Annotated in this window: 13 protein-coding genes and 1 pseudogene; 10 read left to right on the top strand and 4 right to left on the bottom strand. The window is 26.9% G+C overall.

Features of this window, described 5'->3' with window-relative positions; genetic code table 11:
* Positions 1–76: 76 nt before the first annotated feature.
* From BPP43_RS07795 to BPP43_RS07805, 3 genes are all read right to left on the bottom strand, one after another.
* Complete coding sequence (locus BPP43_RS07795) at positions 77–703, bottom strand: queuosine precursor transporter (RefSeq protein ID WP_015274636.1); 627 nt, start codon at positions 701–703, stop codon at positions 77–79.
* Positions 704–812: 109 nt separating this feature from the next.
* Positions 813–1,127: a cell division protein ZapA gene (locus BPP43_RS07800; protein ID WP_013244280.1), complete on the bottom strand. Its 315-nt coding sequence runs from the start codon at positions 1,125–1,127 to the stop codon at positions 813–815.
* An 18-nt stretch (positions 1,128–1,145) separates the two neighbouring features.
* The gene (locus BPP43_RS07805; RefSeq protein ID WP_015274637.1) at positions 1,146–2,141 is read right to left on the bottom strand and encodes a hypothetical protein; all 996 of its coding nucleotides are present in this window, start codon (positions 2,139–2,141) and stop codon (positions 1,146–1,148) included.
* Positions 2,142–2,255: 114 nt separating this feature from the next.
* Between BPP43_RS07805 and BPP43_RS07810 the strand changes: the two genes are divergently transcribed.
* From BPP43_RS07810 to BPP43_RS07850, 9 genes are all read left to right on the top strand, one after another.
* The gene (locus tag BPP43_RS07810; RefSeq protein ID WP_014936874.1) at positions 2,256–3,404 is read left to right on the top strand and encodes a hypothetical protein; all 1,149 of its coding nucleotides are present in this window, start codon (positions 2,256–2,258) and stop codon (positions 3,402–3,404) included.
* A 190-nt stretch (positions 3,405–3,594) separates the two neighbouring features.
* Positions 3,595–4,239, top strand: a complete 645-nt coding sequence (gene trmB, locus BPP43_RS07815; RefSeq protein ID WP_014935126.1) for a tRNA (guanosine(46)-N7)-methyltransferase TrmB — start codon at positions 3,595–3,597, stop codon at positions 4,237–4,239.
* An 88-nt stretch (positions 4,240–4,327) separates the two neighbouring features.
* The gene (locus tag BPP43_RS07820; RefSeq protein ID WP_013244275.1) at positions 4,328–5,209 is read left to right on the top strand and encodes a cation diffusion facilitator family transporter; all 882 of its coding nucleotides are present in this window, start codon (positions 4,328–4,330) and stop codon (positions 5,207–5,209) included.
* Between the two features lie 228 nt (positions 5,210–5,437).
* A complete protein-coding gene (gene flgK / locus BPP43_RS07825; RefSeq protein WP_015274638.1) occupies positions 5,438–7,351 on the top strand; it encodes a flagellar hook-associated protein FlgK in 1,914 nt (637 codons plus the stop codon).
* A gap of 155 nt (positions 7,352–7,506) precedes the next feature.
* Positions 7,507–10,308, top strand: a complete 2,802-nt coding sequence (locus BPP43_RS07830) for a methyl-accepting chemotaxis protein (protein ID WP_015274639.1) — start codon at positions 7,507–7,509, stop codon at positions 10,306–10,308.
* 73 nt (positions 10,309–10,381) lie between these two features.
* Positions 10,382–12,412: an apolipoprotein N-acyltransferase gene (gene lnt, locus BPP43_RS07835; RefSeq protein ID WP_014932138.1), complete on the top strand. Its 2,031-nt coding sequence runs from the start codon at positions 10,382–10,384 to the stop codon at positions 12,410–12,412.
* Positions 12,413–12,424: 12 nt separating this feature from the next.
* Positions 12,425–13,561, top strand: coding sequence for a chemotaxis protein CheB (locus tag BPP43_RS07840; RefSeq protein WP_015274640.1), 1,137 nt, complete (start codon positions 12,425–12,427; stop codon positions 13,559–13,561).
* 1 nt (position 13,562) lies between these two features.
* Positions 13,563–14,051: a hypothetical protein gene (locus tag BPP43_RS07845; protein ID WP_013244270.1), complete on the top strand. Its 489-nt coding sequence runs from the start codon at positions 13,563–13,565 to the stop codon at positions 14,049–14,051.
* Positions 14,052–14,088: 37 nt separating this feature from the next.
* On the top strand, positions 14,089–14,496 hold the full coding sequence (locus BPP43_RS07850; protein ID WP_015274641.1) for a hypothetical protein: 408 nt from the start codon (positions 14,089–14,091) through the stop codon (positions 14,494–14,496).
* On the opposite strand, the pseudogene BPP43_RS07855 reads toward BPP43_RS07850, so the two are convergent.
* Positions 14,493–14,970 (bottom strand): annotated as a pseudogene (locus tag BPP43_RS07855) (hypothetical protein). The gene BPP43_RS07850 and the pseudogene BPP43_RS07855 overlap by 4 nt on opposite strands.
* A gap of 136 nt (positions 14,971–15,106) precedes the next feature.
* Here BPP43_RS07855 and BPP43_RS07860 point away from each other — a divergent pair.
* Positions 15,107–16,390 carry a galactokinase gene (locus tag BPP43_RS07860; RefSeq protein WP_015274643.1) on the top strand — a complete coding sequence of 428 codons (1,284 nt, stop codon included), beginning with the start codon at positions 15,107–15,109 and terminating at the stop codon, positions 16,388–16,390.
* Positions 16,391–16,409 lie beyond the last annotated feature (19 nt).

The raw sequence follows: 16,409 nt of genomic DNA on the forward strand, positions 1-16,409 counted from the left end.
GAAAAGTTAAAAAAAAGCTGCTTTCAAAATGAGAGCAGCTTTTTTATTAATATATATGTTTTTTATAATTTTTTATTTACTCTTTATTTTCTTTTACCAAATATATCATAGGTACGCTTACAATAGTTACTGCATATTTTACAAAGAAGTTAAAAATAAATATACCTAAAAGTGCATCAAAAGGCAAAGCACCATAAAAAGCTATCACTACAAACAATAAATTATCAACCGGTATACTAAAAGCATTGCTAATTAATACTCTAAGCCATTGATATCTTTTAGTAATTTTTGTTACAAAGAAATGATATATCTCTGTATCAACCAATTCTGCTACTGTAGAGCCTACTATAGAAGCTATTGCTATTCTAAGTACTGGGCTTAATGTTAATTGAAAAGCTTCATTAAATTGCCAACTGCTGTCTGCTGGTATATTTGACACTATATAAAAATAAACAGGACTAAATATATTTATTATAGCTGATACTATTATCAATTTTTGTGTATTTTTTTTACCTATTGTTTTATGAGCCATGTCTCTTATTGTAAAAGCTAATGGATAAAGAAATGTACCTCCGTCTACTGCTAAACTTAATACATTTGCTATCTTTACACTAGCTATATTTGATATCATCTGGCAAGCTATGTAAGAACCTATAATAATGATACTAATAAATGAAAGTTTGTATTCGTAGTTTTTTTCCATAAAATTTTTTTCCCTTTTTATTATAATAAAATGAACTTTATTATATATTTTTCATAAAATTTTAGAAGATAAAAATTTTTTTAATTGTGAATTTTTTATATATTTTTTATTATTCTTTTAAGGTTACTTCATCTATAAGCTTAATAAGTTCATTAGACCTTGACACTATGCTCTCTTTAAAAGCAGATAAAGTATCCTCTCCAGCTTTTGTATTTTTTAATTCTCTTTTAAAAGCATCAGCAATATTAAGGCAAGCAAGTATAGCTATAACATCTCTTGGCTGCTTATCTCCATAAATCTCTGAAATCTCTTTCATACTTTCATTAACAAATGCTGCCAACTCTTTTAAATATTCAACATTCTCTTCATCATATTTAATGCTTAAATTTCTTCCAAATATATTAACTTCTAAATTACTTCCCATAATATTTCCTAATTATTATTATTTAGAGTCATCATCAAAGAAGAAATCTTCCTCATCATCATCGCCAAACATATACTGATCTTCTTCATTAACATCAAAATCATAAGAATTATTATTATCATCTTGCTGGTGACTTACTTCTTTATACTCTTCTTCAATACTTTCTATATTATCATTATTATTATCTTCTATATCAGAATCCCAACTTGTATCATAAGCACTAGAAAAAGGGTCTTCATCTTCATTAACTTTCACATTAGCAACACTATTATAACTTTTATTATTATTATTATATTCTTCTTTTTTAGTAGTATCTGCCTGAATATTAGTATTATCTGACACTTCGCTAATAATACTTTCTTCAATAATATTTGATTTTAATTCTTCTAACTCTGACTCTTTATCTATAGCATTTTCTGTATTATAGTTATTTTCAATATTTTCTATGTTTTCTTTAATTTTCTTAATATCTAAATTAGTAATATTGTTATCTGCATTTATTAACTTATCAGAAATATTATCATCTATCATAGCCTTATCTATTTTACTAATTAAACTAAATACACTGCTTTGAACTTCTTCATTTTCTTTTTTGATGTTATCTATATTACTGCTTATTGTTTGAATCTCTTTTTTAAGGTTATCATTTTCTTCCATAAGAGACAAACAATCTTTTTCAAATCTTTCTACATTTGTTTTAAGGGTGTCTCTTTCTATTTTTGCAGCTTCTAATTCTTTTAATAAATTTTCTTTTTCTCTTAAAATATTATCTCTTTCCTCTTTTAGAGAATTATAATTATCATTAATATTTCTTTTATCTGTTTCTAATATAGTTTTATCTTCTTTTATTGACTGCAATTGAGATTGTAATTCATTTATGCTATTTTGAAGATTTTCTTTTTCTAATATAAGGTCATTGATATTTTTACGTAAAACATTTTTTTCTGAGGAAAGAATTTTCCATTCTTCTAATAATTCTTTTACTTTATTTTCTAATACACTAAACTCTTTCAATTTTTTCCCCCAAAACCATAGTATAAAAAATTATATCACATATAATGCAATTGTCAATTTTTTATTTATATGATAGAATTGAACAAATAAAATAAAAATTAAAAAACGTATATAATGAAAAAACTAATATTTATTCTTATTCTTAATTGTTTAGCACTCTTCGCACAATCACCATATTCTGAGAAAGAACAGAGATTATTGAAAGGTGTAATAGATGTTTGGCCGTATATAGGTTTAGAGCCTATTAGACCTACTACATCATATATACCTTATGACTACATACATGAAAGCTATAAGAGAGATAATCCTGATCCTAGAATTTTCTCTTCAAGATTATTGTATGAATTATCAACCATTGAGCTTCATATGAATACTGTTATAGGAGTGGATTTAAAAAACGGAAACTTTTCTATGCCTAACATGTATTTTTCTGTGGGTAAAAGTTTTCATTATGATTGGATATTTTCTGCAACTCCTTTTGTAACACTTTCAAGCAAATTAAATGTATTTAGTGAAAATGGAAAAGTAAAAGCAAGCGGAAATATAGAAGTTTATGATGCTGGTATAGAAACAGTAACATTAACAAGGCTTTTATTATCTTTTAGAATGAAGGCTGTTAATGATATTAATGAATCTACTTTTATGCTTTTACCTTCTGTAGTTGATAGCTCTACTGAAAACTTTGAAGATGTTCCTCATTGGTATTTGCCAAGAATAAATAATGCTCTTGGGTTTAGAACAGGACTTATTGGGCATTATTATGAGCTTTCTTATTCGCAAGGATTTACTGAAAACTCTTCTCCTTTGGCTGCTGTTTTTAAAATTAATGGAGACTATTTCAAAGTACAATTTTTGTATCAGTACAATAAAAAATCTTCTCTCTCTCCGGAAGCTTTTGATAAAAACAATATTAATTATTCTAATGATTATACTCATCATATAATACAGCTTTATGCTATGGGAAGAGTACCTTTCTTGGATAATCAGCTTTGGCTTAATATGCTTGGAGAATATACTTGGAGAGACAATGATGCTCATTATTTAAGATTTGAATTAGGGCTTGAGTGGAAAATGCTTAATATTGCTATACGTCCTTTATTTTATATACCTATTGAACATAATGATAATATAAATAGATTTGATAAAAGTAAAGATTTATTTTGTTTAGAATATAGTGCTTATGTAAAATTTGACCCTGTTTACTTTGGTTTTCAAGGCTCAACAGATGGAAGATACTATATTGCTATGAAGGCTTTATTTTAGTTTCTAAATTTACAAAAGAGCTTACCGCACGGTAAATAAAATTTTGTCCGTAAATTAATTAGCAATTCAAATTTAATTAAAAAACAAAATCCGCTTACCGTGCGTTATAATGCTTATTTAATTCTTTATATATATTGACATAAAGATTAATTAATATATCATTCAAATAAAATTACTAGGAGTTTATAGTTTGAGAAGTTTAAACCTAAATCAAGAAATACTTAATTTTTATTTGATAGATGATTTTAATACAGAAGATAAAAATATTATAGTAAAAGAATTAGAAAACAGATTATCAAACATCAAAAACTTGGAGCTTGAAATAGGAAGCGGAAACGGTAAATTTATAGTAGAGCTTGCTATGAATAATAAAGATAAATATTTTGTAGGAATAGAATATTCTTTTAAAGCAGCCAAAAAAGCAATATCTAAAGCTTATAAAAGAGATATAAAAAACCTTACTATTATATTCGGCGAAGCTAATAATGTAATAGATAATTATATTAAAAATAAATACTATTTTGATAAAATATACTTAAACTTTCCAGACCCTTGGCCAAAGAAAAAACATGCACATAGAAGAATATTTAATAAAGAATTTTTAAGTAAAATGCATCCGCTTTTAAAAGATGATGGTATATTTTATTCTGTTACAGATGATGATAATTATGCACTTGAAATAATGAACCCTATATACAAGGAAGATAGTAATTTCAAAAATATTCTAAATGAAGATTATGTTCATAGTTTAGAAGGATACGGCGTTACACTCTATGAAGAAAAAATGAGGGCTATAGGGCATAATATATATTTTTTCGCACATAAAAAGTCTTGATATATAATTTTTATTGATATTTTTATTTAAATTCATTATATTTAAAATAGTTTAAAAAATTAATGAACAAATAAATGAAGGTAAAATAATGAATATAAGCAATGAAAAAAAATCTAAATATATGATAATAGAAGGAATAGTATCTGTAATTATAAATGTATTATTATTTGCATTTAAATATATAGTAGGAATGCTTACAGGTTCACTTTCTATAATGGCAGATGCATGGCATTCATTAAGCGATTGCATAAGCAGTATTATAGTTATTATAGGCGGAGTATTTTCTAAAAAACCGGCAGACAAAGAACACCCTTTCGGTCATGGCAGAATAGAGCTTATAACTAGTTTTATTGTTGGTATTATGCTTGTATTTATAGGATATAGTTTCTTTTCTGAGGCTATAAAAAATATACTAAATAAAAAAACTGCTTCTTTTACAATTATAGCTATTGTTGCAATGATAGTTTCTATTGTAGTTAAAGAGCTATTAGCACAGTATTCACTTTGGGGGTATAGAAAATCTGGCTCAAAGTCATTGTATGCCGATGCTTGGCACCATAGAAGCGATAGCATTACTTCTATAATTATATTGGTTGGTATATTGGTAGGAAAAAACTTATGGTGGATGGATAGTGTTTTAAGTATATTAGTTTCACTTGTAATTTTTTATGCCGCTTTCGATGTTATAAAATCAAGTATAGAACCTTTAATAGGAGAATACCCTTCAGAAGATATTATTAAAGATATTAACAGCATTGCTAATGAACTTAATATAAATAATGATAATTCAAATCTTCATCATTTTCATATACATACATACGGAGACCATACAGAAATAACATTCCATATGCGTTTTCCAAAAGATATGACAGTAGAAGAGGCTCATGATAAAGTAAGCGTTTTAGAGAAATCTATAAGAGATAAAATGAATATGGAATCTACCATACATATAGAATGCTACAAGAATTAAATATATTAAAATATAATTTTATCTTTGTTTTTTATTATATTTTATAAGAAACAGCATTTATAAATCGCTAAATATCATATTTGAAACATTTTAAGCATATCTATTTAACATAATATATAGTTATTATGTTACCTTAAGCTACAATAATGATAAAAAAAACTAATTAAAAATTAAAAACTTACGATAAGTAAAGTATTAGTAGTAAACTATTTTTTAAGGAGCATAATAATGTCAACAAGCTCATTTTTTGGCATAGAATTAGGTAAAAGATCCCTTCAAAACTTCAAAACAGCATTAGAAGTAACAGGACATAATATAAATAACGTAGCCACTAAAGGATACAGCAGACAAAGAGTAGTAATGCGTACATTCGACAAACCTCTAGAAGAGCCTAGTTTGAACAGAGCAGAACGTGCCGGACAAATAGGTCAAGGTGCTGAAATAACTACAATAGAAAGATTAAGAGATAAATTTATAGATTCAAAAATAATGGTAGAACTTGGAAGCGATGGATATTGGAAAACAAAAAACAATTATTTACAGCAATTAGAGGCTATATATAATGAGCCTGGTGATTATAACTTGAGAAATGATTTGGATGCATTCTGGGACGCTTGGCAGGAAATGAGTGTTAACCCTGCTGAAAGAGGCACAAGAATGACATTAGTAGAGAGAGCTGATAGAATAAATAACTCATTCAATCAAATGTATAATCAAATGGATTCAATGAGAAATAATTTAAACTCTCTTGTAGAAAATAAAGTTAATAGAATTAATGATATAGCTAACTCTATTAGAAGTTTAAATACTGCTATAGTAAAACAAGAAGCATTGGGTCAGAGTCCTAATGATTTATTAGACAAAAGAGATTTATTATTAGACGAGTTATCATCTTTGGCTAATGTTGATATAAAATCTATTGACCCTGATGAGACAATGATTTATATAGGAAGCCGTTCATTAATACAGGGAAATGTTGTAAATAAATTAAGTTTAGAGAGAAGTGCTATTAATGAAGGCATGTTTGATGTTTATTGGGAAAATGACCATGTACAGCTTAATTTAGATGGCGGAGAATTAAAGGCTTTATTAGAACTTAGAGACGTAGATACTGTTGATGCTATAAATGATTTAGATACTTTAGCTATGAATTTGGCTGACAGCGTAAATGAAATACATAGAAGCGGTTTTGGTTTAAATCAAGAAACAGGAGTTGATTTCTTCACTATGAATAAACAAACTCCTTCTGTAATAGGAAACTATGATTTAAACAACGACGGCACTGAAGATTCTACTATAATGTTTAAGGTAAGCGGTGTAAATAGTGTTGATATTAATGCTAGTATAGGAAGCTCTGGAACATTGGTATTTGGAAGCAAAACTAGAGAGGGTGCTGATGTTGCCATAGATTATACTGCACAAATGAAAGTTGGTGAGTTAATAGATAAAATAAACTCAAGTGATGCTAATGTATCAGCTTATTTAGATGATAATAATAGACTTGTATTAAAGGCTAAAGGTTTTGATGATTATATTAAGCCTTCATACTTCATTAAGCATATAGAAGATTCCGGAGACTTTTTGGTTGGAATATCTGGTTTGTTGAATCAATCTGGAGCTAATGGTGCTTACAATTGGCAGACTACAAATCAGGTTAATCAATTGGCTGGAGATTTTAGAAACTTTACTGTAACACCAGAAAAACACCCTGCTGCTGCAATTAGTGTAAACGATATTATAAGAAATGATATTAACTACATAGCAGCTTCAAAAGGTATAGACACTACTGGTAATGGCTTTAATGATAAATGGAATGGTGTTGGTGATGGTTCTAATGCTTTGGCTATAGCTAATTTGAAAAATAAAGAAATAATGGTAGACAGCAAATCTACATTTAATGATTTCTACACTGGAAGTATTTCTCAAATAGCTTCAAGAACAGAAACAGCAAATTCTGAAAGTGAAAAACAAACTATTGTTATGGAATATCTTGAAAAATTAAGACAGTCTGTTTCTGGAGTTAATTTAGATGAAGAAGTAGCGCAAATGGCAATGTATCAGCATGGATATAATGCTTCTGCGAGAGTTGTTAGTGTTATGGACCAGCTTCTTGATGTGGTAATAAACAGAATGGGTGTATAATACATCTTTAAAAATATAATAAATAAAGCGGTATCTATATTTATAGATATCGCTTTTTTAATTTAAGTATTGTATAATTAAATATTAGTATAATACTAAACAATATGCCTAGTTATTCCGAGATTAGTAGTAATATAGTAGGAGCATTTTAAAAAATGAGTATAAGACTTCGTATCACTTTAATGATATTTGCTGTAATGGCTTTTGTTGCTATTAGTTCTAATTTCTTAAGCAGCAACCTTAATATAGAAACTTTTTATAAAGTTATTGATGATAATATGAATAATAATTTCAAAATTATAGCTAATAGTTTTGAGAATAAGTTCTACTCATCATTAGAAGAAGTCAATAAATTATCCTATAAATCAGCTCTAACATTTAATACAATAGACAGAAGAACTGATACATATTTAACCGATAATGCCTCTAACTTCCTAATGGAAAATATTAATGAATCAAATCCATATATTAATAGAGTATTAAGTATTCTCTTTATACCGAATTATACTTTAGGTTTTAATGAGCTTCCTAAATCATATAATATAGATACAAAAACAACTAATTTTACAATTATTACTAATGATGTAAATGGTGTATGGAGCAATTTAAATACTTATTCTCCTACAGATGTATATTATAAAACTTTCTTATCTTCTATGTTTAATAGAACATTGTTTAATATATCTAAAACTATAGTTGAAAATAATACTATTATTGGTGTTGCGAATATCGCTTTATTCTTTGACTATACTAATACCAGCGAAATAAAAAATATATTTGATATAGATTCATCTGAATTATTACTTATTAATAAAAATGATTTAACTATTATCAATTCTAAAGATAATAGATTAAACAAAAGTAAACTTGATATTATATATCCTGTTTACTATCAATTACTTAATTCAAACCTAGCTAAAGATGAAATTGTAACAGAAAATGTAAACATATATGGTAAGGATTATAGAGTATATATAAAAAGTATATCCGATGTTTTAAATGTAGCTATGCTTATACCAAATAGTTATTATAAATCTCAAATAAGCTATATGAATAGAGCTATTGTTTATACTATTATTATGGTATTTGTTATATCTGCAATTATAATAGGATTCTTCATAAAATTAATATTCTCATCATTAACTAGAATATCTGATATAGTTGGAGATTCTATTGATAATAAAGATTTATCTGTTGATATACCAGAATTATCTGGAGGAGATGAAGTTTCTGAAATTACAAGATGGATGGGTATATTAAGCGGTAATTTCCAAGCTACTATAGCAAACATCAAAAAAATTATATCTATATCTAAAAAGCAAAGTGATAGATTTACAAATCAAATATCTTCAAATTCTGATATAATAAATAATATAAATGAATCAATAGAAAATATTAAAACTAACATTAATGAAGAATTAAATAACTTAGAGATAGTAGAAAACAGCAATAAAAATATTTTGGAATACATAGATATTAACTCTAACAGCATAGATGAAATAGACAGAGACACAAAAGAACTTCAAGAAAAAATAATAAAAGAAGGCGACAGCATAGAGCAAATATCTGTATCTGTTGAACAAATGTCTAAAACTATAGAAGGCATAGATAATATTATATTTAATGCTTCCAATAAAGCAAAAGACTTGCATATAGCATCTATGAAGAGTAAAGAAAAAATGCAAGCTACATCAACAGCTACAAGCGACTTAAGAAATGCTTTAGGTTTTATATCGAATTTCGTAAGTTCAATAAGAAACATAGCACATCAAACAAACTTGCTTGCTATGAATGCTGCTATTGAGGCTGCTCATGCTGGTAAATATAGTTCTGGTTTTGCTGTAGTTGCTGAAGAGATAAGAAAATTATCAGAAGTTTCAAACGAACAGGCTGATAATGCAAATAAAATATTACAATCAATAGAAGAAAAAATCATAGTAACAAGTAATGATTTAACAGAGTCTACTACACAATTTGATATATTGGCTAGAGACGTACAAGAAGTTACAGAGATAATGGGAAGCGTGCACAACTCTTCTGTTGAACAATTAAAAGCTATTAATGAAATAGTTAATTCGATTACTACAATATCTACTTCAAGTGATAATATTAAAAAACAATATATCAATGTGGCAAGCAAATTAGGAGATATAAAAAATAATATTAATACTTTAAATACTTTATCTGTTAGTGCTTCTAAATCTATGGCTAAGCTTAGAACTACATCAAATGCCATATATGAAAACATTGATAAAATATATTCTAACTCTAATGAGCTTTCTACTTATGCAAACACAATGACTAGATTTGCAAATGATAATAATAAAATATTAACAGATTTAAATGATGAAATATCAAGATATACTATAAATACAAAATCATCTTCAGCAACTACAACACAAAGGGTAAGAGGAATATCTTTAATAATATTGAAAGATTTTGTAAGAGAGAAATTTGGAGAGGACGGTTATCAAAAATGGCTTACTGCTATGGAGCCTGCTTCTTCGCTAATATTTAAAAATGATATATCAATAAAAGAATGGTATCCTTTTATGGCTGGTTTCCACAACCCTCATAAACTTGTATGTGATTTGTTTTATGATGGAGATAATGCTGGTATAAGAGATATTGCTGAATACCACTACAACAGACTTATACCTAAATACTTTAATATAATATTGTTATTCGTACCTAGATATTACATCTTACGTTATGTAGCTGAAGTAATATTTAAAGAGATACATGACCCTGTTAGAATTGAAGTTATTAAAAGCAGAAAAAGATTATTGGTAGCTCATATGAAAAACTTTACAGGAAACCCTGAAATATTGGAGTTATCTTTAATGGCTTGGTCTTCTTTACTATTGGGTTCTATTACGCACGTTAAATCTTCTTTAGAGATAACCAAATCTATTAAAGATGGAGAGCTTTATACTGAATTTGTTTTGAAATGGTAAATATTAATCTAATAAATATTTTGATATTTTTAACATTATAAACTATAATATATACAAAAAAATTAGGAAAATTATGAAAGTAACTAAAGGTAATTCGTATACTTATGGAATAATTATATTAAGCATTTCTGCTGCTATGCTTTTAACTTTGGCTTTTCCGCCTCTTAATTTCTTTCCAATAGCGTTTATAGCTTTATTTCCTTTGAATATTATTATATACAAAGCTGATAAGATTAGATATTATGTATTATCATCTTTTTTATTTGTAATAGTATTCTTCGGTTATTTGCTTGTATGGGTGGCGGCATTTATGCTTAAAGAGACAGAAGCTGCTGTTTCTTTTTTAGCTTTATTTACAATATTATTTTTGCTTACTTTACTTTTTTATTTTCCGGCAATGATAATAAGCGGATATCTTTCAAAAACTTTTCCTAATATAAGATTTTTAATAGTACCTGCAGTATTTACTGTTATGGAATATATGAGAAATGTTGGATATTTGGGTTTTCCTTGGGGAATTATAGGTTATTCTCAATGGAACTTTATTCCATTTATACAAATAGCTGATACAATAGGTGTGCTTGGCATAAGTTTTTTGATTTATTTATCTAATGCTGTTATCACTCATTATTTAATATTATACGTAGAAAAATCTGAAAGTATAAAAAATAACAAAAAAATATCAAACAAAAAAGTTTTTTTACCCGCTATAGCAACTGCAGCAGTATTTTTTATTGTTTTAGTATATGGTTTAATAAAAGTAAATTATATAGAAGCTAAAAGAGTTTCTATGCCTAAAACAAAAATGGCTCTTATACAAAAATCTTTTGACCCTAACATTCCTTGGAACAGCATATACACAGGAGAGCCTTATAAAAGAAACTCACCAGGCATACAAGGACTTGCTGAAAGGTTTTTGTTAAAATCAGAAAAATTTCAAAGCGAAGAAAAACCAGACGGATACACTCAAAACAGCACTATCTCAGTAAAAAGAATATGCAAATTGGCAACAGATGCAGCATTATCAAAGCCTTCTCTAATAGTATATCCAGAATCTGTAACAATGGATTCATACAATTATTATCTATCTCGTTATGGAGAAATGTTCCAATATGGAATGGCTTCTAATTCAACATACCCTGCAATTTTTAATACATATATTTTATACAACACAATAAAAAATACTCAAACTCATCATTTGCTCGGTACAACAATTATAGAAGAAAATACAAATGAAAATGCATATAACCCTTATAAATATTATAATGGAATAGAGTTTATAAATGAGCAAGGAAATATTATTGACAGCTACAAAAAAATAAAACTTGTTCCAGGAGGAGAAGCTTATCCTTTTCAAAATAATAAGTTTCTTCTTAATACTTTCCCATTTAAAAATATTATAGCTCTTATATACGAACAATTTGATAAAGCAGGAGCAAGCAGATGGGAGATAGGCGATAAAATATCAGTATTTGAACACCCAAATGGTTATAAGTTCTCTGGTATAATATGCTATGAAAGTGCTTTTGGAGATTTTGTAAGACAGTTTGCATATGACGGAGCTCAAACTATAGCCGTTATAACTGAAGATGCTTGGTCTTACAGCGATAACTCTTTGCTTCAGCATTTTTATATGTCTGTATTTAGAGCAATAGAAAACAGAAGAGACATAGTACATAATGGAAACTCTGGTGTAACTGGGCATATATCAAGCAGCGGTAAGGTGATATCTACTCTTCCTTTCTGGAAACCTGATTATATGATTGCTAATGTAGCTTTGAATGATAAGATTACAATATACACTAGATTTGGCGAATGGTTTGTAGTATTATGCTTTATTGGAATAGTTGCTTTATTTATAATAAAATTAAGCAATACAATTAAAAATATTTATATAAAAATAAAAGATAAAGTATATACAAAAATAAAAAAGACTAAAACAAAAACTGATAAAAAAGATTTCAAACATACAGACAATGAAAAACATATTTATGATATAAAGAAAAAAGAAGAAAACAATCAAAGCATATTCGACCAAAGTACCTCAGAAATATTTAATACTTTAAATGAAATTATAGAGGAAGATGAAAAAAATAATAAATAATTTTGGTGTATTATGGGATTATTTATCAATATATTAATAGCAGAAGATTCTAAGGAAGTATCTGATAATATAAAAAAAATACTTTTGAAAAATCCTGCTGTAAAAATAGTAAATATTGTAAATAATGGTATAGATGCATACAAAACTATAATAAATAAAAAAATAGATTTTGCATTCGTAGAATTTAACCTGCCGATGATGAGTGCTTCTGAACTCCTTAAGCAATTAAAAAAAGAGAGCATTAATACCAAAGTAATAGTATTATCAACTACAGATAAAAATGATGATTTGAATACTAGAATACTTAATTTGGGAGCATTTAAGATTATAAATAAGAATGCTAAAATAGAATATATAGAAAATGAAATATCAAGTATTATAATAAATAAAAATATTAAAAAAGAAGAAAATATAAGAGAAATAAAAATAGATGAAAGTATAAAAAATAATTTATTTAGAAATACTACAATACAAAAAAACACAATAAACACTTTTCCGCACAATATAAGCAGAGTAAGTGATGTAATAAAAAAAATAAACTATTCTGATTTTAAAAATCCAAAACTTATAGCAATAGGAATATCCACAGGAGGTCCTAAAGCATTAAGGAGTTTAATTCCATCTATACCAAAAAACTTCCCAATTCCAATACTAATAGCACAGCATATACCAAAAGATTTTTCATATTCTCTAGCAAAAGGCTTAAATGATGTATCACAAATTACAGTTAAAGAAGCAGAAGATAATGAGGAAGTAAAAGCAGGCTTTGCATATATTTGCCCAGGTGAAAATAATATGGGTATATATTTAGATAATGATAATATAAAAATAAAATTAAGACCAGATTTGAAACTAGACTTGCCATATATGCCGTCAGTTAATCATTTATTTAATACAATTAACGATAACCTAAAAGACCAAGCAATAGCAGTAATAATGACAGGTATGGGCAATGACGGTACTGAAGGAATGATTAATTTATACAACAATAAAAATCTAACTATAGCACAAAATAAAACTACAAGTACTATATTCGGTATGCCTAAAAGTGCTATAGAAAATAATGCTGTTCATTTTATAATATCGCTTTATGATATGGCAGAGTTTTTAGTGCAATATACAACAATAAAATTAAAAGGACTATATTAAAATGAATAAAAAATTTTTACTTATTATAATGACTATTTTTATACTAGCATCTTGTAAAAAAGAGTATAAAGCAGATTCAGAATATGGTGCTTATATGTTTGAAAAGTATATATCAACATTAATATCTGCCAAAGATACTTTAGAGTTTACATCAAACATTGTTACTAATTTAGATGAAAACACTGTAAAAAAAATAAATGAGATGTATGTGTTATATGAGCTTACAACTGCAGATATTATAGAATCTATAAAAAACAGAGCTTCTATATATCAGAGAATATTTTCAGATGATGAAGAGGCTCTTTGTAATTATTTGCCTAAAGATGGTGGGTATTATGATGTGGCTATAACATACAGAGAATATAATGATATAAAAATAGCACAGATAGAATATCCTTCTTTTAATAAAATCTCTAAAAACTCTATTGAAATTGTTGGAATATATTTAAATGATAAATGGAATATTTTAACTATAAACTTTTTTAATTAAAAAATAATATATTTTTAAGGATAACAAAGGATAACAAATGAAAAAAATCATTTTAATAATAATAAGCTTATTTACTGTATCTTGTCTTGATGATGTTAATACTATAAAAAAAGAGAGTTTATTTTCTTTTTATACAGAAATGAAAAATGAAATAATAAATGAAAACATAAAATGGTTAGAAAAAAACTCTAATATAGAAGATATAAACAAAATTGAAAATATAATACTAAAAAATAATGACTCTATTAAAAATATGCTATCATTAAATGACGGAGAATATTCTGCTACAATAAATTATATAACAGCCGAAGCTAATCAAAATGACAGAGGAAGCTATATTATAAGAAATACAAAATTAAGCCCTACTTATTACTATATCAAACTAATATATGAATCTTCTAAATGGAAAATAGAAAGTATAGATAAATTACCTATAAACAATTAACTTTTTATTTCTGATATTTTTACTTCTTTTACTTCTTCAGTATTAGAAACTTTTTTTAGTAGTCATTTTTTCTCTATCAAACTCAGCAATATAATAATTATTTCTTAAAGCTAATACTATATCTTTAGCCCCATTAATTCCGTTATTTTTTTTATAAGAATCTATCATAATCTGTAAAAGAGAAATTGTTGAAGGAAAACCAATATATGCTATTGCAACACCCAAAGAAGGAATTGTAGCTAATGATAAAACCAATACGCTTTTTCCTTTGCTTAAAGTTTTGGAAGATATAATTGCTGTTACAGCTACTACAACTCCTCCAATAAGTAATCCCCAAGCTATTTTACCTGTATTTTTGATATTAGATATTTTCTTTCCTAAAGAAGACTCTATATATATAATATCATTATCTTGCATAATAGCATCAACTATATCGCTTTCATTTTTGCATATAATAACTTCATCTCTATTCATAATTTACTCCTCTATTATTATATAATAATTTTATTAATAAACAAGATAATGAACTTTTTTTTATTAAATATCAATTTGATTTTTGATAAAAAAAATATTATTATATATGTATAAACTTTTTTTAGGATTAATTTTTATGTATAAGATATCACAATTAGAAGAACTACTAAAAAACAATAAACTTGATGAGCAATTTTCTAATATATACGGTGCTGATGATAACACCATTAAAGAGGCTTATATAAGATTAACTTCAGTATTAAACCATTTTAAAAATATAGATAACAGTCAAGATATTCATGTATTTAGTGCTTCAGGAAGAACTGAATTATCTGGAAATCATACAGACCATAATAATGGTTGTGTATTAACTGCTTCTATTAATTTAGACAAGCTAGCTGTGGTATCAAAGAGAAACGATGAAAAAATAGTTATTTATACAGACTATTCTGATAATCCAAACTACATAAATATAAATGAATTAAATATAAATAAAAATGAATATGGTAAATCTAGTGCTTTAATTAGAGGTGTATGTGCTGGTATAAAAGAAAAGGGATATAAACTAGGAGGCTTTACTGCTTCTATTACGAATAAAGTTTTAATAGGAAGCGGACTTAGTTCTTCTGCTAGTTTTGAGTCTTTGGTTGGAGAGATAATTAATGCTCTTTATAATGAAGATAAAATATCAAAAGTAGACATCGCCAAAATAGGTCAGTTTGCCGAAAACAAATATTTTGGAAAACCTTGCGGACTTATGGATCAGATGGGCTGTTCTATTGGCGGTATTATGGCTATAGATTTTAAAGATAACAATAATCCTAAATTAGATAAAGTAGAATATGATTTTGAAAAGGCTGGATATGCTCTTATGATAGTTGATGCTAAGGGAGACCATAGTTCGCTTACTAATGAGTATGCTGCTATAAGAGAAGAGATGAATTTAGTTGCAAGATATTTCTCTAAAGAAGTATGCCGTGATATTACAAAGCAGCAATTATTAGAAAACGCTTCAAATATAAGAAAAGATATTGGAGACAGAGCATTTTTAAGAGCTTATCACTTCATCACAGAAAATGAAAGAGTAGTAGAGCAGATAAACTCACTCAAAGAAAACAACATAAAAAAATATATAAATCTTATGAATGAATCTGGACTTTCTAGTTTCATGTATCTTCAAAACTGTTATTCCATCACAAGCACTAAAAATATGGGAGTTGCATTGGCTATTGCTATGACAAAAGATTTCCTACAAAATGATGGTGCTGTTAGAGTACATGGAGGAGGTTTTGCTGGTACTATTCAGGCTTTAATACCGTTAAACAGAGTAAAAGAATACAATGACTTTATGGACAATATATTTGGCAAAGGCTCTGCAATGAAAATTAGAGTAAGACAAAGTCCTGTTTGTGAAATTTAAAATATTTTTATAATAAAAA

This window comes from Brachyspira pilosicoli P43/6/78 (assembly GCF_000325665.1).
In the GTDB taxonomy this organism is placed as follows: Bacteria; Spirochaetota; Brachyspiria; order Brachyspirales; family Brachyspiraceae; genus Brachyspira; species Brachyspira pilosicoli.